The following is a 23,092-nucleotide window of genomic DNA, read 5'->3' as shown; positions in this document are numbered from 1 at the left end:
GCGTTGGGGCGGCCGGCATCCGGACCGGCCGCCCAGTCCCTAGATGTTTTCGGCCACCGGCACCGCGAACTGCGCGTTGTAGAGCTCGAAGTACGCGCCCTGGGCCGCGAGCAGCTCCGTGTGGTTTCCCTGTTCGACGATCCGCCCGGCGTCCATGACCAGGATCAGGTCCGCGTCGCGGATCGTGGAGAGCCGGTGGGCGATCACGAAGCTGGTGCGGTCGCTGCGCAACGCCGCCATGGCCTTTTGCACCAGGACCTCGGTGCGGGTGTCGACCGAGCTCGTCGCCTCGTCCAGGATGAGCACGCTCGGCCTGGCCAGGAAGGCCCGGGCGATCGTGATCAGCTGTTTCTCGCCGGCGCTCACGTTCTCGGCCGCGTCCGTCAGCAACGTGTCGTAGCCGTCGGGCAGCGAGCGGACGAACCTGTCCACGTAGGTGGCGGTTGCCGCGTCGATGACCTCCTCCTCCGTGGCGTCCGGGCGCCCGTAGGCGATGTTCTCGCGGATCGTGCCGCTGAACAGCCAGGTGTCCTGCAGGACCATGCCCATCCTGCCGCGCAGGTCGTCCCTGGCCATCTGTGCGATGTCGACGCCGTCCAGGGTGATGCGGCCGGAATCGAGCTCGTAGAACCTCATCATGAGGTTCACCAGCGTCGTCTTGCCGGCGCCGGTGGGGCCCACGATCGCGATGGTGTGCCCGGGCCGCGCCGTGAGGGAGACGTTCTCGATCAGCGGCTTGTCCGGGGCGTAGCGGAAGCAGACGTCCTCGAAGACCAGCTTGCCGTCGGTGGCCCCGGGGCTCTGCGCCGGGTCGCTGTCCCGGGTCTGCTCGTCGGCCTCGAGGAGCTCGAAGACGCGCTCGGCGGAGGCGACGCCCGACTGGATCAGGTTGGCCATGCTGCCCAGCTGGGCCAGGGGCTGGGTGAACTGGCGGGAGTACTGCAGGAAGGCCTGCACGTCGCCCAGCCGCATCGAGCCGGTGGCCACCTGCATGCCGCCGACCACGGCAATGGCGACGTAGATGAGGTTCCCGACGAACATCATCGAGGGCTGGATGATGCCGGAGACGAACTGGGCGCCGAAGCTCGCGCGGTACAGCTCGCTGTTCTTGGCGTCGAACACCGCCCTGACCTCCCGCTGGCGGCCGAAGACCTTCACCAGCGAGTGCCCGGTGTAGTTCTCCTCGATGTCCGCGTTCAGCTCGCCGGTGTGTTTCCACTGGGCGACGAAGAGCTTCTGCGAGCGCTTGGCGACGACGGCCGTGATGAGGATGGTCAGCGGGATCGTCACCACCGCGATCACCGTCAGCAGCGGCGAGACGATGAGCATCATGGTGACCACGCCGACGACGGTGAGCAGCGAGGTCACCATCTGGCTGAAGGTCTGTTGCAGGCTTTGGGAGACGTTGTCGATGTCGTTGGTGACGCGGCTGAGCAGCTCGCCGCGCTGCATCCTGTCGTAGTAGCCAAGCGGCAGCCGGTTGATCTTCGCCTCGACGTCCTCGCGCAGGCTGTACATGGTGCGCTGGACGACCTCGTTGAGCACGTAGGCCTGCAGCCAGCCGAAGATCGAGGAGAGCATGTAGAGCGCCAGCACCACCAGCAGGATCCGGCCCAGGGCCTGCAGGTCGATCCCGATCCCCGGGGTCAGGTGCATGCCGCTGAGCAGGTCGGCCTCCGGGTTCCGCCCCGCCGCCCGCAGCCCCTCGATGACCTGCTCCTGGGTGGCCCCGGCGGGCAGCCGCTGGGAGATGGCGCCCTCGAAGATCAGGTTGGTTCCCTGGCCCAGCAGCTTGGGTCCCAGCACGCTGAACCCGACGCTCGCGATGCTCAGCAGGAGCATGCCGGCCAGGCCGAGCCGGTGCGGCTTCAGCCGCCCGGCCAGCTTCCGGGCCGAGGGCATGAAGTTCAGCGCCTTCTCCGCCGGCAGCGACGGCCCGAACCGGGGGCCGCGGCCTGGGCCGGGCATGGGCCGCGGGGGCGTGTTCCGGGTCTGCGAGTCGCTCATGCCGCTTCCTCCGCCGTGAGCTGGGATTCGACGATCTCGGCGTAGGTCTCCGAGGTCTTGAGCAGGTCGGCGTGGGTCCCGCGGCCCACGACCCTGCCGCGGTCGAGCACGATGATCTGGTCCGCGTCGATGATGGTCGCCACCCGCTGGGCCACGATGATCTTGGTGGCGCGGCTCCGGTGCTTCTTCAGCGCGATGCGCAGCCGGGCATCGGTGGCGCTGTCCAGCGCGGAGAACGAGTCGTCGAAGATGTAGATCTCCGGCTGCTTCACCAGGGCCCGGGCGATGGCCAGGCGCTGCCGCTGGCCGCCGGAGACGTTGGTGCCGCCCTGGGAGATCTTGGCCTCCAGCCCGCCCTCCATCTCCCGCACGAAGTCCCTGCCCTGGGCGATCCCCAGGGCCTCCCACAGCTCCTTGTCGGTGGCGTCCGGCTTGCCGTAGCGCAGGTTGCTGGCCACCGTCCCGGCGAACAGGTACGGCTTTTGCGGGACCAGCCCGATCCGGCTCCACAGCAGGTCCGGGTCCAGCCGGGCGACGTCGACCCCGTCCACCAGCACCGATCCGCCGGTCGCGTCGAAGAGCCGGGGCAGCAGGTTCACCAGCGTGGTCTTGCCCGCGCCGGTGCTGCCGATGATCGCGGTGGTCTGCCCCTCCCGCACGGTGAACTCGAGGTCCCGCAGCACGGGCTGCTCGGCCCCGGGATAGCAGAAGGTGACCTCCTTGAATTCGACGCTGCCCGTGCCCTCCAGGGTCGTCACCCCGTCCTCGGGCATCTTCACCGAGGACTCGGTGTCCAGCACCTCGCCGATGCGGTCGGCGCTCACCGCGGCGCGCGGCAGCATCACGCCCATGAACGTGGCCATCATGACGGCCATCAGGATCTGCAGCAGGTAGCTGAGGTAGGCGACCAGCGCGCCGACCTCCATGGCGCCGGATTCCACGCGCAGCCCGCCGAACCAGATCACCGCGACGCTCGAGACGTTCAGCACCATCATGACGATCGGGAACATCAGCGCAAAGAGCCGCCCGGCGCCGAGCGACACGTCCGTCAGTTCCGCGTTTGCCGTGGCGAACCGCTTGGTTTCCAGGTCCTCGCGCACGAAGGCGCGGATCACCCGGATGCCCGTGAGCTGCTCGCGCAGCACCTTGTTGACCACGTCGATCCGCTTCTGCATGAGGCGGAAGAGCGGGACCATGCGCGTGATGACCAGGCCGATCGAGACCAGCAGCACCGGGATGCTCACGGCCATCAGCCAGGAGAGCCCCGCGTCCTGCTGCATCGCCATGATGACGCCGCCGACCGCGAGGATGGGCGCCGAGACGAAGAGCGTGCAGGTCATCAGGACCACCATCTGGACCTGCTGCACGTCGTTGGTGGTGCGCGTGATCAGCGAGGGCGCGCCGAACTTGGAGACCTCGTGCTCGGAAAAGTCGCTGACCCGGTGGAAGATCGCCCCGCGCAGGTCCCGGCCCAGGGACATGGCGGTCTTGGCGCCGAAGTAGACGGCGGCGATCGCGCAGCCGATCTGCACCAGCGTGATGGCAAGCATGGTCCCGCCGACGGCCATGATGTGGCCGACGTCGCCCTTGGCCACGCCGTTGTCGATGATGTCCGCGACGAGGCTGGGCAGGTAGAGCGAGGCGATGGATTGCGCGCCCTGGAACAGCCCGACGGCCACCAGCCATTTCCAGTAGGGCTTCAAATGGCGGCGGAGAATTTGCAACAGCATAATTTTCCTAGTTCTCGGTTTCGGATGGTGGCCTTGTTTCGCGGGGAGGCGTTTGGAGCGGAGGCCGGGCGCCGGCGATCCCGTAGAGGACGATGCCGGCGAGCTCCTCGGCGCCGTAGGTCTCGCCCCCGTTGAGGCGGGGCAGCGACGAGGAGAAGGCAAGCATCCGCAGGACCTGCCACACGCGGTCGGGGTCGCAGTTGAGCCGACCCAGGTCGGGCTCCAGCAGCCCGTGGAAGACCCGAATGAAATCGTCCTGGGATTTGCTCGTCGACGGCTTCTGGTACTTGTCGAACATCGCCATGAACCGGAAGGCTTCGCGGAACCGCTCCTGCAGCAGCCCGAGGGCCCTGAGCACCTTGTCCTCGAGCGGCAGCGCCGGGTCGATCCCGCCCAGCTCGCGCAGCAACGGGGCCGGGTCCAGCTGCTTGTCGACGGCGGCCTGGATCAGCGAGGCCTTGTCCCCGAAGGCCTTGTAGACGGTCCCCTCGGAGATCCCCGCCGCCTCGGCGATCTGGCGGGAGGTCACGGCCGGGCCGAATTCCAGAAACAGCGGCATGACCGCCTCGACGATCATCGCCTTCCGTTCCCCGGGGGCCAGTGCGGCCGCCCGTGAGGGCCTCGTTCCGTGGATGGATCGTGGATCCGACATACACCGAAAGTAACTGAGTGAGCGCTCACTCACAATGGGCCGGCGACGGGAAAATCAGGCAATTTCCCGGCCGGCGTCCCGGACGAATCGCCGGCCCGGTTCCCCGCGACCGGATGCTCCGCGAGGGCCACGGTTCCGGCGTCCCCGTCCACGGTGACCATGTCCCCCGTGCGGATCCGGCGGGTCGCCACCCCGGTGCCCAGCACGGCGGGGATGCCGTATTCCCGGGCCACGATCGAGCTGTGGCTCAAGGGTCCCCCGACATCGGTGACCACGGCCGCGGCCATGGCAAAGAGCGGCGTCCAGGCCGGGGTCGTCATCCGGGCCACCAACACCTCCCCGGGCCGCATCGAGGCGAAGTCCTCCGGGCCGGCCAGCACCCGCGCCGGGGCGCGCACCGTCCCGAGGCTGGCCCCCACGCCCTTGATCATGTCCCCGGTCTGGGTCTGCAGGCCGGCGGGCATCATCCCGGCCAGCGCCCTGTCCGCCCAGCGGGCGACCGGAAGCATCTGCGGGGCATCGGCCCGGCGTTGGGCCTTCCACAGGGCCTTGCGCTCGGCCACCGCACCTGCCCGCACGGGGCCGGGCGCACCGGTGATCCGGACCGGCCCGTTCCCGTCCTCCGGGCCGGCCGGGGCAGGGTTGGCCAGCCCGAACCCGATGGCCGCCCGCAGCTCGGAACCACGCAGCCAGAAAACGCCCTCGGCCGCACCCACGACCCCGGCCGCCCTCAGCCGCTCCCCCAGTTCCAGCAGCATGGCCCGCAGCAGTGGCCAGGCCAGTCCGATGTCGGAGAGCGCGTCCTCGCGCATCGGCGCCGCCTTCTGCGCCCAGGCCAGCAGGCGCCCGAAGGTCCGTGCCCTGCGCCCCGCCAGGCGCCCGGTGATCCGTGCGGTGTTTTCCTCGCGGCGTTGCGCCGAATTGCTCTGGCGTTCGTGCGGGTTCCCTCCCTCGCCGCCCAGGTTGAATTTCAGGGTTTCCAGCAACTGGGCGGGGACATCGGCCGGCACCGGGGTGGCGAAGTCGAGGTTGTAGACCGCATGCCCGTAGCGGTGCAGGTGGGTCCGGAAGCGCTCCAGGAACTCGGCGTGGTCGGCTTCGGGCGCCGGCCCACCAGCGTGTGGCGCGCCAGGCTCCAGCACCTCGGTGGCGAGGGCCGCACTGTCCGTGGCCAGCAGGCGGTCGGCGAGCCCCGGGCGCTCGCGGGCCCATGCGGCGAGGTCGTACAGCGAGTACTCGGCCAAGATGGGTTCGCTGTCGAAGCCCAGCAGGAAGGTGTCGGCGGCCGGATCCCCGGGGGCCTTGACCAGCTTGTCGTAGAACGCCCGGAAGGCGATCTCGCTGGCCGCGGCCACCGGCACCACGGACTGGACGGCGGTGTAGTAGCGGGTTCCGGCATCGAGCAGTTCGACGGCCGCCGCCAGCAGCTCGTCCCCGGGCAGCGACTTCCAGTCCCGCCGCTCCCAGGCATCGATGACCGCGCGGTACGCGGGGTGGGACGCGTTTTTCCAGCCCTCCAGCCCCATCCCGGCCCGCGCACGGCCCAGCCTGGCCACGGCGACCGGGGACAGCGCGAACACACGCAGGAACCCGGAGTTCCGGTAATAGTAGTAGGCGTAGCCGTTGACCGTCGGCAACCCCACGTCGCCCTCGCGCATGACGTTCCGGCCGAAGGCCGTGGACATCAGTGCGCCCAGGGAGGCGGTCACCGAGGGGTCGATGAGGTCGGCGAAGAGCGGAGTCAGCGGGTCGGGCAGCTGTTCCACGATGCTGGCGCGGAAGTACAGGCCGTGCCGGTAGGGAAGCGGCCAGGTCTCGGGCACGGCGGCCCCGGGGTCGGGCAGCGCGGTGACGGGGCGGGCCTGGAGGATGCGGAACACACCACCGGACCTGGCCCACTCGATGTCCTGCGGGACCCCGAAGTGACGGGCGATCCTGAGCCCCAGGGTGGCCAGGCGTTGCGCCTCCCCGGTGTCGAGCACGGCCTTGTTGCGCAGGTCTTCGGGCACCGGTGTTTGGCCGGTGCGGGTCCCGGCGGTCACCGTCATGGTGTCCTTGGAGGCGACACTGCTGGAGAGCACCTTCAGGGTTCCGGCATCGACGACGACGTCGTCCGTGCTCACCAGGCCCCCAACCACCGATTCGCCCAGTCCCCAGGCCGCCCCGATGACGATCTCGCCCCGGTTGCCGGTGGCGGGGTTGGCGGTGAACATGACACCTGCGGCATCGGAGTCGACCATTTCCTGGATGACCACGGCCAGTGCGACGTCCCGCGGCGCGATGCCCGCCCGGGCCCGGTAGGAGATGGCCCGCTCTGTCCACAGCGAGGCCCAGCATTCGCGCACGGCGTCGAGCAGGTCATCGGCCCCGACGACGTTCAGGTAGGTTTCCTGCTGCCCGGCGAAGCTGGCTTCTGCCAGGTCCTCGGCGGTGGCGGAGGACCTGACCGCGACCGGCACGCCGGCCCCGGTTCCGGCACCCATGAGCCTGTAGGATTCGCGCAGTTCCCGGGCCATCTCCTCGGGGATCAGCCCGGCAGTGAACAGCGCGGCAATGGCGCGGGAGGCCTCTGCGCCTTCCTCCGGCGGGGCGGCGGCCAGCTCCAGGATCCGGTCCTCCAGCCGGTTGGCGGCAACGAACGCCCGGTATGCATCGGTGGTGAGCACGCAGCCGTTCGGCACGGGAAAACCGGCGGCGACAAGTTCTCCGAGGTTCGCGGCCTTCCCTCCGGCAAGGTCGATGTCGGTTGCCCCGATGGTGTCCAGTCCCCTGATGTAGCGCATCCCGCATGCCCCTTTCGCGTTCCTCCGGCGTGCCGCTGCCATCCCGTGCGGCTGCTTGTAGTCTTGCACCGGGCTTGCACCGGGGCTAGGCAAGGAGGACTGGATCCGGGGATTGCCTGGTTGCGTGCGAGGGGTCGCCGGGACGTGTCCGGGCATCGTGACGTGGGCATTGGCCGACCTGGTTCGGAGGGCGGCGCAGGCGGCGAGCTACGGCACCAGACCTGGCACGGCAAGGACCCGTTCGTAGTGCTCCACGGTCGGGAACGGCGAATAGAAATCGTGCAGCAGTGTGCGCCACTCCTGGTATTCGGCGGAGCCCCGAAAACCTTCCGTGTGGTCTTCCAGCGTTCGCCATTCAACCAGCAGCAGGTACGTGGACGGGCTTTCGATGGAGCGCGACAGCGTGAGGCACTGGAACCCGGGCATGGACGAGATGATCGATTTCGCCGTGCCGAAGGCAACCTCGAACTCGCCCTCCATTCCGGGCTTGACTGCGAGCAATGCGTGTTCAGTGATCATTCGGCAATTCTGCCCCGGCGTTGCGTCTGGCGGAAACCACAAGCGGAATCGCCGACGTGCGGTGGCATTTGGTGCGGGTCGGGGGCACCGCTCAGTAGGTGCGGTTCCGGATCGCCTCGAGCTGCTCGCGAACCCGGACAGGTTCGTCGGCGAGCGGGAAGTTCCCAAGGTCGAGCACGCCGTCCAGGTTCCCCCGCGGATCGGGCTGCAAGGCCGCGAACACCTGTCCCAGGTCGGACTGTGCAGGGCCTTTTCCGGCAACAAGTTCGAAGGTCTTGCGGGCCGCCGCCGGCGAGCTGAGGCTCGCGACCAGGACCTCAGCGATCTGCCGGCGGGCGATGACCCCGTCGCTGGCATCGCCGGCACGACGCCGGTCGCCCTGCAGCATGACGATACGGTGTTGGTCGGCATCGTTGTAGTCGAACCATCCCGGCCGGACGATGGTGTAGACGTTGCCGCTGGCACGCACGACCCGCTCCGCGCGCCGTTTCCAGTCGTGCGCGCCCGAGGCCCTGTTGTAGCCGCCGTCGTGGACGGTGACGCCGATTGCCGTCATCAGGGCGATGCGCACCGGGCGCCCGGCCAGGGCCAGGAGAACGTTGTGCACGCCGCCATAGTCGACGGCCTCCGTGACGCTCGGACCGCCGCCATGGGATCCGTGGGCAAAGACGACAGCGTCGGTTCCTTCAACGACCCCGGCCAGGGATTCGACGTCGGTCAGGTCGCCATTGGCCAGATCGGTGCCGGCGGGAAGCGCCGCGGCCCTCGCTTGGTCGCGCACGAGAGCGCGAACCTTGAAGCCATGTGCCAGCGCTTCCGAGACGACCAGCCTGCCGATGCTTCCCGTCGCCCCGACGACCAGGACGGTCCGGATGGGTTCAGACATGTTGTTTCCTTTCGCTGCTGGAAATATCGCGGGCCGAAGCCGGCGCGGGTCATGCCTCGGGAATCACGCGCCCGAATCCCTCGGACGTGATCATTTCGGGTTCGGGTCCACCGCGCACGCCCGTGTCGAGCGCATCGATGGCGGCGAGCTCGTCGGGCGCCAGCTCGAAGTCGAACACGTTGAAGTTCTCGGCAATGCGCTCCGGCCGCGTGGACTTCGGGATGGCCGAGCGCCCCTGCTGCAGGTGCCAGCGGAGCATGACCTGGGCGGCCGACTTGCCGTGCTTTTCCGCGATCCGGAACAGGGTCTCGTCCTGGAGGGTGCTCTTTTCGCCGTCCCGGTAGAACGTGATGCCGCCGATGGGCGACCACGCCTGGGTGAGGATGCCGTGGGCGTCATCGAAGGCAACGACGTCGCGTTGCTGGAAGTAGGGGTGCATCTCGATCTGGTTGACGGCTGGGACCACCTCCGTGGCCTCAAGCAAGCGCGTGAGGTGCTCGACCATGAAGTTGCTGACCCCGATGGCGCGGACCTTGCCGTCCGTGTACAGCTTCTCCAGCGCCTTGTATGCGGCGATGGTCCGCTCGAAGGACGTGGGAACCGCCTGGTGCAGGATCAGCAGGTCGATCTGCTCGATGCCCAGCTTCGCGGAGGACTTCTCGAAGGCATGAAGGGTTTCGTCGAACCCGTAATCGGTGACCCAGACCTTCGTCTCGACAAAGACGCCGTCGCGGGACACCCCCGATTCGCGGATTCCCTGCCCCACCTCGCGTTCGTTGAGATATGCGGCTGCGGTGTCGATGTGCCGGTATCCGATGCGCAGCGCTTCGGCCACGGCGGCAGTGGTCTCCTCTGGAGGTGTTTGGAAGACGCCGAGGCCCAGGGCGGGCATGGTGACACCGTTGTTCAAGATTAGGTTCGTGGTTGTCATGTCGGCAACGCTACGCGTTTGCCGGCGGAGGTGGGAGGCCCTGCTATTACCTGTTGTTCCGGACCCTCCCACGCGGGGCTGCGCGATCCGGCGTGATCGGTGGCTGCGCTGAGGCACCTTCAGCAAAGCAAGCCACGACGACCGTTACGACCAGCGTTTCCAATAGGCATCGGCTCCCTGCAGCCATCGGCGACGACGAATCCGCTCCCCCACCACGGGATAGCTATTCGCTTTTCCTGGCAAGTCCGTCGAATCTCCTGCATCCCCTCCATCGAAACTTAGGAAGATCATCAGTGCAATTGCGGGTATGGAGGCGAAGCTGATCAGCGTGAGGACCACCCCGTATTTTCGGCCGGGTGGTTGCAGGTTCCTTTGGCGTAGCCGGAAACCGCCAAGCCAGGTGCCGAGCGAGACTCCGCGGGCATAAAGCACAAAATTGCTTGTCAAGGTTGCCAGTATCAGGAGCACGGCAAGCGGGACCTGGTGTCCGGGCGCGAGAAAGAGCACGGCGATGGCAGGTGCCCAAACCAGAAGCGTATCGACAACAAGCGCGAAGATGAGTGACGGCCAGTTCACGACCTTCTCCTTGGGGATTTCCACAAGCCGATTCTTCCACGCGACTTCTGGCACACCGATAGACGCCGCAGCATCTCACGCCGGATGAAAACCCGGCCGTGTCGGAAGCTGGAGCTGGTCCCCTAAATTGGCTTGCCCCAGGGGTAGTCCACCCACGGCCCGAGGCCCTCCTCCGGGCATGCATTCTCCGCGCCTTTTCGTACGACATTCGCATCCGCAGGATAGCTCCCGCTTTGAAGGACACCACCCTGTTTGACGTCAGACTCTTCCCGCCCGTCGGCGAATCGTGCGTCGTACCGGAAACGGCGTATAGGGCGTTTGAGCCATCGGGACTGTGTCCAGTAGGCAGTGGCCCGGAAGGCGACCGGGAGTTGGGATTCCATGTCAACATCCTGTCAGTGCCGGATCATCCGCACCAAGGACGTCGCCGGCGACGAAGGTCTACCGATTACCGAAAAGCTCTTAATTGACGTGATGCAGGCACCGGGTGACAACGCCCCAGATGCTCGTTTCCTCAAGGATGGAACCGGCTTCGGCCGCCGATTCTTCGTCGCTGCAAAGCACCATGGACCCTTGGTGAAGGACCAGACGACGGATGACGAGATCGCCCTCCTGCACCGCGATGACGACGGACCCGTCCTTGGGAGTCAACGAACGGTCGACGATGACCTCGTCCCCGTGGGCGATGCCTGCCGAGGCCATGGAGTTCCCCGAGACGCGCATCAGAAATGTCGAGGTTCGGTCGCGAATCAGCAACCGGTTCAGGTCGATTCCGCCGTTGTAATAGTCGCGGGCCGGGGACGGAAATCCCATTGCCTCGACGGCACCGACTGGCCCTTGCGACTCGGGGCCGGGCGTGGGAGGTTGCGGCAGATTGATCCCGAACACCGCGCACACCTCCTAGAACAAAGATTCGGCCATCAGCCTAGCAGTGCGGGCACTGCGGCGTTATCCCTCGGAGTCAGCGCCGGGCGCTCTCCGTTGAGCTCAGGGGCTTCTCATCCGCCACGGCGCCGGTGCCGTTGGTCCTGCGGATCGCTGCACACAGCCACCAAACCATGAGCAGTGCGCCAACGAGCAACGTCCACACCCAGGACGGCACCACCGAGTCAAGCCATCGGCCCGAGTTTTCCAGGAACGAGATCCAGCTGGAAGGAAGCAGCTCGGGATTGGATGCCATGCCATTGGTGAAGATCATGAGCCAGCCCACCGCGATGGTCACCGCCCCGATGAGCAGCGAGGTGGTGTGGAATTCCAGCGGTCCGACGGAGAACCTGCGGCCGCGCATCCAGCGCACGGATCCGTGCCCGGTCTTGCGAATCAGCAAGGCGATGAGCAGGATCGGGATGACCATTCCCACCCCGTAAAGCCCCAGCAGCAGGCCACCGCGGGCGGGGCTTGCGGAGGTCAGCGCGAGCGTCAGGATGGCGCCGAGCACCGGCCCGGTGCAGAACCCCGCCACGCCGGAAACCGCGCCCAGCGCAAAGGTCCCGACCAATGATCCGGCCGCCGGCGCGGGCCTGCCACCCGGAATGAACCGGGAGAAATCGAACCCGCCGCCCAATGCGGTGACCAGACCCAAAACGATCAGCACCCATCCGGCTCCGGTCAGCAGGACACCGCGGTCGATGCTCAGCGTTCCACCCAGCCAGCCCAGACCCAGCCCCAACGGCACCAAGGTGATGAGCAGCCCGGCAAGAAAGACGGTTCCGAGGCTCAGCAGCTTTGCACGCGACGCGGCAATGTTGGCGAAGAAGGCAGGCAGCAGCAGTGCATTGCAGGGGCTGAACACCCCCAGCATTCCGCCGATGACGGCGTAGGCGAACCCGACTTCCATGCGCGTTGGACCTTCCGCTTAGCCGGCGAGCTCGGCGTCGATGGCCTGGACGAAGACCTCGAGCGGCTGGGCTCCGACGACCGGGGTTCCGTTGATGATGAACGTCGGGGTCCCCGTGACGCCAAGGTCTTTGGCCTCGTCGTGGTTCTTCTGGACCAGCGCGGAGGTTTCCTCGGACGCGGCATCGGCCACCAGTTGCTTGTGGTCCACGCCGATCTTCCCGGCGAGTTCCTTCACGCCGGCCGCAGAGAAGTCCGCATTCTTGGCGGTGGCCCCCTCGGCAAAGATAGCGTCGTGGAATTCCTGGTACTTGCCCTGTTTGCCTGCGGCAACGGCTAGTTCGGCGCTCTGGCGGGAGTTTTCGCCGAAGAACATGATGTCCCGGTACTCGATGCGGAGCTTGCCGGCGTCGACGTACTGCTGCACGATCGTGGGCAGGGAATCGGAGGCCCACTTGGCGCAGTAGCCGCACTGGAAATCCGAGTAGGTGACCATGGTGACGGGTGCGTCGATGGCGCCGACGGCGGTCGGGTCGTTGGCCTCACGGCGTTCGACGTTGATCTTCTGCTGCGCGGCCTCGGTGTTCGGCGCGCTTTCGGTGGCCTGCGCGGTGGGTGCCGGCACGGCGGCCACCGAGTCCCCCGGGGTGGGGATCTGCATCCCGATGATGATGCCGATCAGCAATGCCACGGGGATCGGCATGATCCAGAACCAGGGCAGCTTGGGCTTGGCCGGTGTTTGGGTTGCTTCTGACATGAGGGAGACGCAGGGTCCTTCCATCGGGGGCGTTCCTCACCGAGGTGTCAGGCTACGCAAGTATCCAGGCGCTCCAACGTCCGCGGCAGGGGTTTACCTAGAAACGTATCGGAGCCACGGACACAAGGTGAAATCGCGACCCGCGGATGCCCAGCGGAAACGGAGGCCCACCGGACGGCAGCCCGTTGGCACGGCCGTCGAATTCGGGTTCTTACAGGTCGGCCCTGATTTTGTGGATCACAGTCAAGCCGCGGCCCGTCTCTGCGTCGATGCCCGCCCGATCGTTTCGCGTCCCCAGATATTTGAAAGGGTGCCTCACGCCTTGGCGTTGGGGGCGCCGTCCGGCGCATGGTGGGAGCGGTAATGCAGGGCGCGAATCTGGTCGACAAGTTCCTCCGCCGGGCCGTCGACCACGATGCCCGGCACAACCACGCCCACGGGCAATGGCGCCACCGGCGCGGGCTCGATGCCCCATTCCCGCAGCCAGTCATCGAGCATGGCGCCCGAGGCGACAAACACGATCCTGCCCAGGCCCGCCCAGCCATGCGCCCCCGCACACATGGGGCAATGCTCCCCCGAGGTGTAGACGGTGCAGGCGGCTCGCTGCTCGGCGGTGAGGTTCCGGAACGCCCATTGCGCGATGGCCAGCTCCGGGTGGGCGGTGCCGTCCCCGGACACCACCTGGTTGTGGCCCTCGAACAACACCGTCCCGGCCTCGTCGACGAGGATCGATCCGAACGGCTCGTCCGCCGCTTCCAGCGCCTGCCCGGCCAATTCGATGCAGCGCCGCAGGTAATCCAAATCGATCTGGTTCATTCCCATCGCCCCATCATCCATCGACAATTGCCGGTTGACCAAGCAGTTCCTACGCCGGAAATGCCCGGGTGGATCCGCCGGAACCGTGTGCCCGCCGGGCGGCGAATGCGCGGACGGCACAATCGGCGTAGGCTCAGGGGTAGGGCGAAAGGTTAATAATGAGCCAATCCGAGTACTTTGAAGAACAGTTGAGCAAGGTGGAGGACGATTCCATCGCCGAACTCACTGCACTATGTCGCAAGTTGCAGGAACAGCAGCCCGGTTCGCGGGTCCCGCTGATCGATCCGATACACGACGTGGATGAGGCTCGGGTCATTTCCCTGCAAATCGCGCCGGGTCCCGGATCATCCTCGGGCTTCCTCTCCCTGCGCAACGACGATCCGACAGCCGCCCGACTTGCGTCGGTCTATGAGGCAGCCGGGCTGGAACCGCGCTACGGCATCCCGTGGAACGTGTTCCCGTGGGAACTGCCCGACGGCGGAACCAAGCTGACCCCGGACCAGGTCAAGGCCGGGATCCGCCCACTCAAGGAACTGATGCGCATTGCGTACCGGACCTCCGCGATCGTGGCGCACGGCACCGAGGCCAAGCGCCTGGTGCAGGCCTGGATCAAGGCAGGTGGCCAGCAGGTCATCAACCAGCGCGGCATCAAGATCTACGAGGTGCGTTCCACCGCGGACCGCGCATTCCTGGGATCGGCCGAAAAGCAGCAGGTCTGGTTCGATGAAATGGTCGCCGCCTACACCGACGCCATGGCGCGCGCCGGACTGCGACCCACCGAGAAGTGAAGGTCCTGATCCTCGGTGCCGGAGACCTCGGCACGGAGGCAGGGCTTCGCTTGGTCGCTGCCGGACACGAGGTGACAGCTTGGCGCCGACGCGCCGAGTTACTGCCAGCTTCCTTCATTGCGGTGTCCGCCGACCTGGGTGATTCCGAGCGGGCGCTTCCGGCCATCGACCCGGACACCGAACTGGTCATCTTCACCCCCGCGGCGCCCGAGCGCAGCCTCGAGGCGTACCGTCGCACCTATTTGTCGGCGGCGCAGCGCGTCATTTCGGCGCTGGAACGCGATCACGTACACCCCCGGCGCTTCCTCATGGTCTCGTCCACCGCCGTCTACGGCGATGCCGCCGGCGGCCTGGTCGACGAGGGCACCCCCATCGATCCGCGCACCGAAACCGCGCAGGTGCTTGCCGCAACCGAGGACCTGGTGCTGAAGCAGGCCGGGACGCCGATCGTCCTGCGCCTCGCCGGAATCTACGGGCCCGGCCGCAACCACCTGATCAACCAGGTCAGGGACGGCAAGGCACGCACGGCAGGACGCGTGGTGTGGACCAACAGGATCCACCGCGACGACGCCGCGGCCGCGATCGTGCATCTGGGAACCATGGAAAAGACCCCCGAACAGCTGTATCTTGGCGTCGACCATGAACCTGTGGATCTTGCCGACGTGCAGGGATTCCTGGCCGAGCGCATGGGCGTTGCGCCTCCTTCGGCGGGCGAAGCCGCGGTGAACCGCGGAGGGGACCGGCGGCTGTCCAACGAGCGGCTGCTGGCCAGCGGTTTCGAATTCGCATTCCCGACCTACCGCGAGGGCTACGCCGGCGTGCTGGCGGGCGAGGGCGTCCGGCATCCCTAGCCGCCGACACCCTCTGGGAACGCAAAGAGGTGCATTCCAACCGGGCTCCGGCCCGGCTGGAATGCACCTTCGTTTGGATCGCGGCTAGTTGTTGACGTAGCCGTTCGGGTTAAGCACGTACTTCGTTGCCGCTCCGGCATCGAACTCGGCGTAGCCGCGCGGCGCGTCAAGCAACGAGATCGCCTTGGCGTTGACCGCCTTGGCGATCTGGATCTTGTCGTGCAGGATCGCCATCATCAGCTGGCGGTTGTACTTCATGACCGGGCACTGGCCCGTCGTGAAGGACAGCGACTTGGCCCAACCCGTGCCGAGGCTCAACGACAGGCTGCCGCGCTTTGCGGCATCGTCGACGGCCCCCGGGTCGCCCGTGACATAAAGCCCCGGGATGCCCAGTGCGCCGCCCGCCGCGGTGACGTCCATCAGCGAGTTCAGCACCGTGGCCGGTGCTTCCTGGGCCCCCGTGCCGTGTCCGTGGCCGCGCGCCTCGAACCCGACGGCGTCGATGCCGCAGTCGACTTCCCGCACTCCGAGGAGCTGCTCGATCTGGTCCGCCGGATCGCCGTTGCCCACGTTGATGGTCTCGCAACCGAAGCTGCGGGCCTGGGCCAGGCGTTCCTCGTTCAGGTCGCCGACGATGACCACCGCGGCGCCCAACAGCTGGGCACCAGCTGCCGCGGCCAGTCCGACGGGGCCCGCACCTGCAACGTAGACCGTGGAACCCACGGTCACGCCGGCGCTCACGGCCCCGTGGAAGCCGGTGGGCAGGATGTCGGAAAGCATGGTCAGGTCCATGATCTTTTCCAACGCCTGGTCCCGGTCCGGGAACTTCAACAGGTTCCAGTCGGCGTACGGGACCAAAACGTACTCGGCCTGGCCTCCGACCCAACCGCCCATGTCCACGTACCCGTAGGCACTTCCGGGGCGATCCGGGTTGACGTTCAGGCAGATGCCCGTCTTTCTTTCCTTGCAGTTCCGGCAGCGGCCGCAGGAAATGTTAAAGGGAACCGAGCAGATGTCACCGACCTTGATGAACTCGACGTCCGGGCCGACCTCGATGACCTCGCCGGTGATTTCGTGCCCGAGGACCAGGTCCGAGGGCGCCGTGGTGCGACCGCGAACCATGTGCTGGTCCGAGCCGCAGATGTTGGTGGTGACAGTTCGCAGGATGACCCCGTGCGGGACCTTCCTGCCAATGTTGGCCGGGTTTACACCCGGTCCATCTTGTAGTTCGAAGGTGGGAAACGGGGTATCGATGACCTCGACGATTCCAGGCCCCTTGTACGCAACAGCTTTGTTACCTGACATGAGTTTTCCTTCCTGTGACCAAAAGGCCGGGGCAAGCGCCTCGACCTCCCGACAGGCTATCGACGAATATGGCGATTTGCCATAGTTAATCGCACCATATGTTGGTAATCGCAACTTTTAAGGAAAAGTTCGCACAAAAGATAACCCCGGCATCAGGTGCGGGGTGAATCCGCACCTGATGCCGGGGTTATCAGGAAACTCTGCTGGAGGCTAGAAACCCTTGCGCAGCGGGTTGAAGTGACGAGCCACTGCGGGCTTGTCTTTGCCCACGATGCCTGCGGCAAGCAGCTTGCCGGTCAGCGGGCCGAGGGCCACGCCCCACATGCCATGTCCGCCGCCGACGTGGACGCGCGGGGACTTGGTGGCACCGATCAGCGGCAGGCCGTCGGCGGTGCAGGGGCGTCCGCCAACCCACTCTTCCTTGCGGTTTTCCCAGTTGATGCCCTTGTAGACCGGGGTCGCCGCGGCCACGATGGCCTCGATGCGCTTGGGCTCCAGGGCGTGGTTCGCGTCGCGGAACTCCATGGTGCCGGCGATGCGGAAACGGTCCCCGAGCGGGGTGCAGGCCACGCGCTGGGTCGGGAAGTAGATCGGGTGGGTCGGCATGACCTCGGGCTGCACGGTGAACGAGTAGCCGCGGCCAGCCTGGACCACGATGTTCACGCCGAACTTCTTGGTCATGTCGTTCAGCCAGGCGCCGGTTGCCATCACCACGTGGTCGGCGGTGATCGAACGGCCCTCGGAACCGATGACGGTGACCGAGCTGCCGTTGTCGCGGATGTCGGTGACGTTGAACGCGCCAACGATATCGCCGCCGCGGGCGATGACCGACTCCGCCAGGGACTCCATGTACTTCGGCGGGTTCAGGAAGCGCTGGTTCTTGATCGCCACGCCGGCCGCAACACTGTCCGACAGGGTCGGTTCCATCGCACGCAGCTCGTCGCCGGTGAGCAGGTCAAACTCGACGTTGCCGCCGGTCTTGTGGATCATGTCGAATTCGTGGAGCAGGCCGTCGCGGTCCTTCAGCGACTTGAAGCCGGTGAGGAACGGGTTGGCAGGCTTGGTCTTCTCGACCACGCCGGGGCCCGCATTGGTGCCTTCGGCAATCTCGTCGAAGGCGTCCAGGCCGGTGGTGCCGATCTCCGAGTAGATCCGCATGGCTTCCTGCCACTTCTTCGGGGTGCTGTGCCAAGCGAAGCCCACCAAGAAGCGAAGCAGCTTCGGATCGGCCTTCAGCGGAATGTACAGCGGGGAGGCCGGATCGAACATCATCTTCAGGCCGTTGGTAAAGACCGCAGGCTCAGCGATCGGAAGGGTCAGCGCAGGGGTCAACCATCCGGCATTGCCCCATGAGGCACCGGAAGCGACGCCGCCGCGGTCAACGACCGTGACCTTGACGCCCTCTTCCTGCAGGTACCAGGCAGCCGAAAGGCCGACGAACCCGGCGCCGACGATTACAACATGCTCAGGCGTCGTTGCGCTGGCCATGATTCACACTCCGATTCAAGAAATCTTTAACAGTTGACCTCAACTTTGACGCTGAAATGCGCGTGAAGCAACGGCATTTCGCATTTCATCGGTGATGCAAGCCACAAAGAACCAGGGGTTGCATTAAGTGCGGTAGTTATGAAGATTTTCAGCATTTTATGCGGACGTGCTTCGAGTCGACCATACTTCAAGCCGCCGCGACCACTTTGGGTTTTCTTGTCCCTCGATTGCGCAGGCCTTTTCCGCAACAGCAGTGACGCTCCGGGGAAGCCGACATCCAAACGAAGCCTCCCGGGGACGACAACGGTAGTCCGCGGCATGGTCGGCCCGGGGTCGGGCGCAGCCCTTTGTCGTCGAGGCACTTGAATCCGGCAGGCGACGGGTGCAACAAAACAAGGCAAGCCTGTCGCCACAATCGCGGTTTCAGCTTTGAGGTGCGATCCTGCCTGTTTTGACGCGTCGCGTGGGCGGACCCACCTAGACTGTTTTCATGACTTCCGCTTTCCCGACGCTTGCTTCGAGCACCCTTATTGCCGAACTTGTGGGCGCGACGAGCATGGAGCGGGGATCGGAGTACGCCAGCACCGGCCGGGTCCTGGACACCACGTGGATACCGCCGATGAGCATCGTCCGCGGCAGCGTGGTCGGGTCCGGAAACAAGATCTACCGCACGGCGATCCACTCCCAGGTGCGCAACGGATACCTCTACCCCCAACACGGCATTTGCACCTGCCCGGTCGCAAACAACTGCAAGCACGCTGCGGCCGTCCTGCTGGCCTTCATGTGGGAAGAGTCCAACTTCGAAGAGGCCGACACCCGGGCGCCATGGGAACGCTCGCTGCTGGCGCTGATGGGCGCCGAGGAACCCGGCAGCGAAAAGAAGCAAACACGCACCCTCGGCGTGCAGCTTGAACTGCGCCCCAAGGCCAGCCCCCGCTACTATGCCAGCGCCGTCGAGAAGATCAATTCCGGGGAAATCCCGCACACCTCGAAGCTTGAACTCACGATGCGCCCGGTCCAGCTGAACGAAAAGGGCCGTTGGGTCTCCGGAAACCTCACCTGGCAGCACTTCAGGTACACCAGAAGCGGCGAGGTTCCGACGCTCCCGTTCGACAACGAGTACGACGCCATCCAGGTCGAGTGGTTTTGCACCCTGCTGCAGCTCAATTCCTTCGCGGCATGGAACGGCTCGCACCTGCTCACCAGCGACTTCCTGAGCCCGATGGTGTGGAACCACCTTGCCCAGGCGCCCGCGCTGGGCATCGAATTCCGCGCTCTGTCGGCCAAGTCGCTCGTCACGGTGCATGACGCGGTGAATGTCCGTGCCGACGTCGCCTCCGAAGGAAAGAAACTTCGGCTTCGGCCCCTTATCGACGAAACTCCTGCCGACTTCGACACCGACTTCGCCGGGACGATCTCGGACCACGGGGTCTATTGGTGGGACAGCGCCAGCACCCTCAAGAACGCCAACATCCACCTGGCACCCACCAAGGAACGCCTGTCCCCGCTCATCACCGGCCTGCTGCGCTCGGACAAGAAGATCACGATCCCCGCCAACGGGCGGGCGAATTTCGAGCGGGAATACCTGCCCAAGATCGCCAGGGCCACTCCCCTGGTCTCGTCGGACCACTCGATATCGGTTCCGGCCTCCGTGCTCCCCACGATGGTCCTGAAGCTCACGCACCTTGCCGGCGACGAGGGTCACGCCCGGAAGTCGAAGAAGGACAAGGTCGGCGCACCCGGCGTGAAGCTGTTATGGGGTTACGACTACGCGGGAACGTTCGTGCCCATGGGGCATTCGCCCGCCGGCTCCGTCGAACCCGACCGCAGGGCGGAGACTTCCCTGCAGCGCGGGGTCGCCGCGGCCTTGGCCGACTTCCCCGAGGCGTTCGCGGTGCTGTTCCCCGGCCCGAAACCCGCCGGGGAAACCGGTGCGAACACCACAGTCCTGACCGGTGTCCCGGCCGCCAGGTTCGTTTCGCTGGCCTTGCCGCTCCTCGAACGGCTTCCCTCCCTGGAGATCATCGTGGAGGGCACCGCCACCGAGTTCGAGGAACTCACCGCCGACCCGCTGATCACCGTTTCGGCCCAAAACACCGAAACCAACGACTGGTTCGATCTGGGCGTTGAGGTGCAGATCGACGGGAACAAGGTCCCCTTCACCGAGCTTTTCCAGGCGCTCGCGCACAACGAGAAGCACCTCATGCTGCCCAACGGGAAGTACTTCGAGCTCGACCGGCCGGAATACGAGCAACTTCGCCGGCTCATCGAGGAAGCCCGTTCGCTGTCCGATGCGCACGGTGAGGATACCGTCCGCATTTCGAAGCACCAGGCTTCCCTGTGGGAAGACCTGAAGGAACTGGCAACGAACGCCGAGGCCACCGCGGAATGGAAAACCTCCGCCGGGTCCCTGGCCAACATCTCCTCCGTCGAGCACGCCCCGGTGCCCGCGGGCATCGACGCCACCCTCCGCCCCTACCAACGCGAGGGGTTCGAGTGGCTCTCGTTCCTCTTCGACCACTCGCTCGGCGGCGTGCTGGCCGATGACATGGGCCTGGGAAAAACCCTGCAGACCCTTGCGCTGATCCAGCATGCCAAGGACCGCCACGACGCCTCGGCCGGCAAGATGCCCCCGTTCCTGGTTGTTGCGCCCACCTCCGTCGTTTCAAACTGGGCGGCCGAGGCCAAGCGTTTCGCCCCCGGCCTCAAAGCCGTCTACCTCACCGAGACCATCAAGCGCGGCGGCGTCCCGGTCCATGAAATTGCCGACCAGGTCGATATCGTCGTCACTTCCTACGGCTTGTTCCGCATCGACCAGGACGAGTACCGCCAGACCAAGTTCTCCGGGCTGGTCCTGGATGAAGCCCAGTTCGTGAAAAACCCCGCCACGCAAGCCGCCAAACAGGCCCGTGACTTCCCCACCAGCTTCAAGCTGGCCATCACCGGCACGCCGATGGAAAACAACCTTTCCGAGCTGTGGTCCATGTTCGCCATCGCCGCTCCGGGGCTTTTCGCAACGCTCAAGCGCTTCGACGAGACCTACCGCAAGCCCATCGAGAAGGATGGCGACGCCGAAGCCCTCACGCGTCTGCGCAGGCGCATCCGTCCGCTGATGCTTCGCCGGACCAAGGAACTGGTCGCCACCGACCTGCCCGAAAAACAGGAGCAGGTCCTGGAGCTGGAGCTCAGCCCCAAGCACCGAACCATCTACCAGCGCCACTTGCAGCGTGAACGGCAGAAGGTGCTGGGCATGCTCGAAGACATGGACAAGAACCGTTTTGCCGTGTTCTCGTCGCTCACCAAGCTGCGCCAGCTGTCGCTCGATGCGTCGTTGGTCGACGACCAATATCATTCGGTGCCCAGCAGCAAGCTCGAGGCCCTGCTGGAACAGCTCGAGGACCTCACTTCCGAGGGCCACAACGCGTTGGTCTTCAGCCAGTTCACCTCGTTCCTTGGCAAGGCGAGCACGATGCTCACCGAAGCCGGGATCGAACACGCCTACTTGGACGGTTCAACCACCAACCGCGGCAAGGTCATCGAGTCCTTCACCTCAGGCAAGGTCCAGGTGTTCCTGATTTCCCTCAAGGCCGGCGGCTTCGGGCTGAACCTCACGCAGGCCGACTACTGCTTCCTCATGGATCCGTGGTGGAACCCCGCCTCGGAGAACCAAGCCGTCGACCGCGCCCATCGCATTGGGCAGAAACGCAATGTCATGGTCTATCGCATGGTCTCCAAGAACACCATCGAGGAGAAGGTCATGGCGCTGAAGGAAAAGAAGGCCAAGCTCTTCACCGCGGTGCTGGACGACGACGCTGCGTTCGCCTCGGCGATCAGTGCCGATGACGTCCGCTCGCTCTTTGAGGAGTAACGCCACGCCAGCAACGTGTCCCGGCACAACGATGCGGCCGCCGGTCGCCACAATAGTCATTAGCATTCAGAACCCTGCCGATCCCGAGGAAGCCACGTCATGTCGAAATCCAAGTCCAAGTCCCCCGCTGCCAAGTCGCGTAGCGGACACCCGGCACGTCGCACCAGCGACGGGGCTTCCGTCTTCGAGCAGCCGGTCCGCAATGCCATGGCGCGATACGCCGCGCAGCTGCGTGCGTTCTTCAACGAACGCCACACCGCCGCCGATACCGAAGCCGGCATCGAAGGCCTGGTTACCCTGCTAACGGTGCACTCGCGCCTTCGCAACCAGGTGTCCGTGACTGAGCTGGAACACGATGCCTTGGCCATCCAGTTCGGCGACCTGCGCGCCATCGGCGAGGATGTTGCCATTGCATGCGCCAGCATCCTCAAGGAATTTGTCTTGTTCCTGGCCGAGACCGGCCTGTGGAGCGGAACGGTTGAAGAGTTCAGGGCCGTTTTCGAATTGATTTCCGCACAGAGCGGCGAGTCGCCCATTGTGGTTCCCGAACTCGACGAGGCGACTGCCGACGAAAAATGGTCTAAGCTGCCGATGGTCTCCACGGCCAGGCAGCTCCTTGCTTGGGTCGGCGAGGGCAGGGCGGTGCAGCCAAACGGCCTGCTCTTGGAATCGGAGTTGGTTTCTGCGGCCGCAGCCATCGGCATCGATGTCGTTCTTGATGCCGACGCCCAGCCGGAATCGTTCCGCTGGATTCCGGAGGCCGGGACGGCAGTGGGCTCACTGGCTCACCTTCCCAAGCTCGGCGCCTACTGGGACGCGCTGCTGCGGGCCGGCATGCTTACCAAGCAGGATGACAAGGCCGTGCCTACGCCGGTGGTGGCGGAAGCGCTCGCAGCCGATTCCGGGTTCAGCGCCCGCGGCATCAAGGACATCATCGCGGAGGGCATCTACGCCCACGTACTGCTCAACGCCATCGGCCCGGAAAACGATCACACCATCACCCAGATGGCGGCGGCCCTGATGAGCAAGGCAGGCTCCAACAACCCGCCGCGCACCGAAGTCGCCTTCCAGGTTCCGACCGTCGACGATCTTGAACCCGAGCAGGCCCACCTGCAGCCGCTCTTTGAAAAAACAATCCCCGGCGCCGAGGCGATCCTGCGCGCCCTGGAATCCGAGGGCATGGTCCGGATCGGCAAGCACCTGCGCGTGCCGCGCGTGCTGCGTGCTCCGCTTGAACGCGCGCTGACACGCGTTGCCGAAGAGGTCCTCGGCTAAATTTCGTTGCCAATGCAATGAGGC

General features: G+C 65.8%; 18 protein-coding genes. 4 read left to right on the top strand and 14 right to left on the bottom strand.

The genetic code is table 11. The annotated features are described in order from the left end of the window. Positions 1-39 precede the first annotated feature (39 nt). The 12 genes from ACFY5D_RS13790 to ACFY5D_RS13735 all read right to left on the bottom strand — a co-directional run bounded on the left by ACFY5D_RS13790 (position 40) and on the right by ACFY5D_RS13735 (position 13,493). Complete coding sequence (locus ACFY5D_RS13790; protein ID WP_387530683.1) at positions 40-2,007, bottom strand: ABC transporter ATP-binding protein; 1,968 nt, start codon at positions 2,005-2,007, stop codon at positions 40-42. Then, entirely contained in the window at positions 2,004-3,737 is a 1,734-nt protein-coding gene (locus ACFY5D_RS13785) for an ABC transporter ATP-binding protein (protein ID WP_387530680.1), read from the bottom strand. The genes ACFY5D_RS13790 and ACFY5D_RS13785 overlap by 4 nt, the downstream gene beginning before the upstream one ends. 7 nt (positions 3,738-3,744) lie before the next feature. Further along, on the bottom strand, positions 3,745-4,389 hold the full coding sequence (locus ACFY5D_RS13780; RefSeq protein WP_387530677.1) for a TetR/AcrR family transcriptional regulator: 645 nt from the start codon (positions 4,387-4,389) through the stop codon (positions 3,745-3,747). A gap of 29 nt (positions 4,390-4,418) precedes the next feature. Then, positions 4,419-7,172, bottom strand: a complete 2,754-nt coding sequence (locus tag ACFY5D_RS13775; RefSeq protein WP_387530674.1) for a PEP/pyruvate-binding domain-containing protein — start codon at positions 7,170-7,172, stop codon at positions 4,419-4,421. Positions 7,173-7,379: 207 nt separating this feature from the next. Further along, entirely contained in the window at positions 7,380-7,691 is a 312-nt protein-coding gene (locus ACFY5D_RS13770) for an antibiotic biosynthesis monooxygenase family protein (protein WP_387530671.1), read from the bottom strand. 91 nt (positions 7,692-7,782) lie between these two features. Continuing rightward, positions 7,783-8,577 carry an SDR family oxidoreductase gene (locus ACFY5D_RS13765; RefSeq protein WP_387530668.1) on the bottom strand — a complete coding sequence of 265 codons (795 nt, stop codon included), beginning with the start codon at positions 8,575-8,577 and terminating at the stop codon, positions 7,783-7,785. 49 nt (positions 8,578-8,626) lie between these two features. Then, positions 8,627-9,508 carry an aldo/keto reductase gene (locus ACFY5D_RS13760; protein ID WP_387530665.1) on the bottom strand — a complete coding sequence of 294 codons (882 nt, stop codon included), beginning with the start codon at positions 9,506-9,508 and terminating at the stop codon, positions 8,627-8,629. 144 nt (positions 9,509-9,652) lie between these two features. Then, a complete protein-coding gene (locus ACFY5D_RS13755; protein WP_387530662.1) occupies positions 9,653-10,108 on the bottom strand; it encodes a hypothetical protein in 456 nt (151 codons plus the stop codon). A gap of 438 nt (positions 10,109-10,546) precedes the next feature. After that, positions 10,547-10,897, bottom strand: coding sequence for a LexA family protein (locus tag ACFY5D_RS13750; protein WP_387530659.1), 351 nt, complete (start codon positions 10,895-10,897; stop codon positions 10,547-10,549). A 148-nt stretch (positions 10,898-11,045) separates the two neighbouring features. Continuing rightward, positions 11,046-11,921, bottom strand: a complete 876-nt coding sequence (locus ACFY5D_RS13745) for a cytochrome c biogenesis CcdA family protein (RefSeq protein ID WP_387530656.1) — start codon at positions 11,919-11,921, stop codon at positions 11,046-11,048. Positions 11,922-11,939: 18 nt separating this feature from the next. Then, entirely contained in the window at positions 11,940-12,677 is a 738-nt protein-coding gene (locus ACFY5D_RS13740; protein WP_387530653.1) for a DsbA family protein, read from the bottom strand. A gap of 315 nt (positions 12,678-12,992) precedes the next feature. Beyond that, positions 12,993-13,493 carry a nucleoside deaminase gene (locus tag ACFY5D_RS13735; protein WP_387530650.1) on the bottom strand — a complete coding sequence of 167 codons (501 nt, stop codon included), beginning with the start codon at positions 13,491-13,493 and terminating at the stop codon, positions 12,993-12,995. 158 nt (positions 13,494-13,651) lie between these two features. Between ACFY5D_RS13735 and ACFY5D_RS13730 the strand changes: the two genes are divergently transcribed. Together ACFY5D_RS13730 and ACFY5D_RS13725 are read left to right on the top strand one after the other, a co-directional pair. Beyond that, the gene (locus ACFY5D_RS13730; protein WP_387530647.1) at positions 13,652-14,281 is read left to right on the top strand and encodes a uracil-DNA glycosylase; all 630 of its coding nucleotides are present in this window, start codon (positions 13,652-13,654) and stop codon (positions 14,279-14,281) included. After that, positions 14,278-15,132, top strand: a complete 855-nt coding sequence (locus tag ACFY5D_RS13725; RefSeq protein ID WP_387530644.1) for an NAD-dependent epimerase/dehydratase family protein — start codon at positions 14,278-14,280, stop codon at positions 15,130-15,132. The genes ACFY5D_RS13730 and ACFY5D_RS13725 overlap by 4 nt, the downstream gene beginning before the upstream one ends. An 84-nt stretch (positions 15,133-15,216) precedes the next feature. Here the strand turns inward: ACFY5D_RS13725 and fdhA are convergent, their stop codons facing one another. Together fdhA and ACFY5D_RS13715 are read right to left on the bottom strand one after the other, a co-directional pair. Next, positions 15,217-16,437, bottom strand: a complete 1,221-nt coding sequence (fdhA, locus tag ACFY5D_RS13720; RefSeq protein WP_387530641.1) for a formaldehyde dehydrogenase, glutathione-independent — start codon at positions 16,435-16,437, stop codon at positions 15,217-15,219. Between the two features lie 210 nt (positions 16,438-16,647). Then, complete coding sequence (locus ACFY5D_RS13715) at positions 16,648-17,925, bottom strand: NAD(P)/FAD-dependent oxidoreductase (protein WP_387530638.1); 1,278 nt, start codon at positions 17,923-17,925, stop codon at positions 16,648-16,650. A gap of 490 nt (positions 17,926-18,415) precedes the next feature. Between ACFY5D_RS13715 and ACFY5D_RS13710 the strand changes: the two genes are divergently transcribed. Both ACFY5D_RS13710 and ACFY5D_RS13705 read left to right on the top strand, forming a co-directional pair. Next, positions 18,416-21,793: an SNF2-related protein gene (locus tag ACFY5D_RS13710; protein WP_387530635.1), complete on the top strand. Its 3,378-nt coding sequence runs from the start codon at positions 18,416-18,418 to the stop codon at positions 21,791-21,793. A gap of 99 nt (positions 21,794-21,892) precedes the next feature. After that, positions 21,893-23,068, top strand: coding sequence for a hypothetical protein (locus ACFY5D_RS13705; protein WP_387530632.1), 1,176 nt, complete (start codon positions 21,893-21,895; stop codon positions 23,066-23,068). The last annotated feature ends 24 nt before the right edge of the window (positions 23,069-23,092 follow it).

Source organism: Paeniglutamicibacter sp. NPDC012692, assembly GCF_042901625.1.
Lineage (GTDB): Bacteria > Actinomycetota > Actinomycetes > Actinomycetales > Micrococcaceae > Paeniglutamicibacter.
This window is presented reverse-complemented; position numbering and strand designations above follow the sequence as displayed.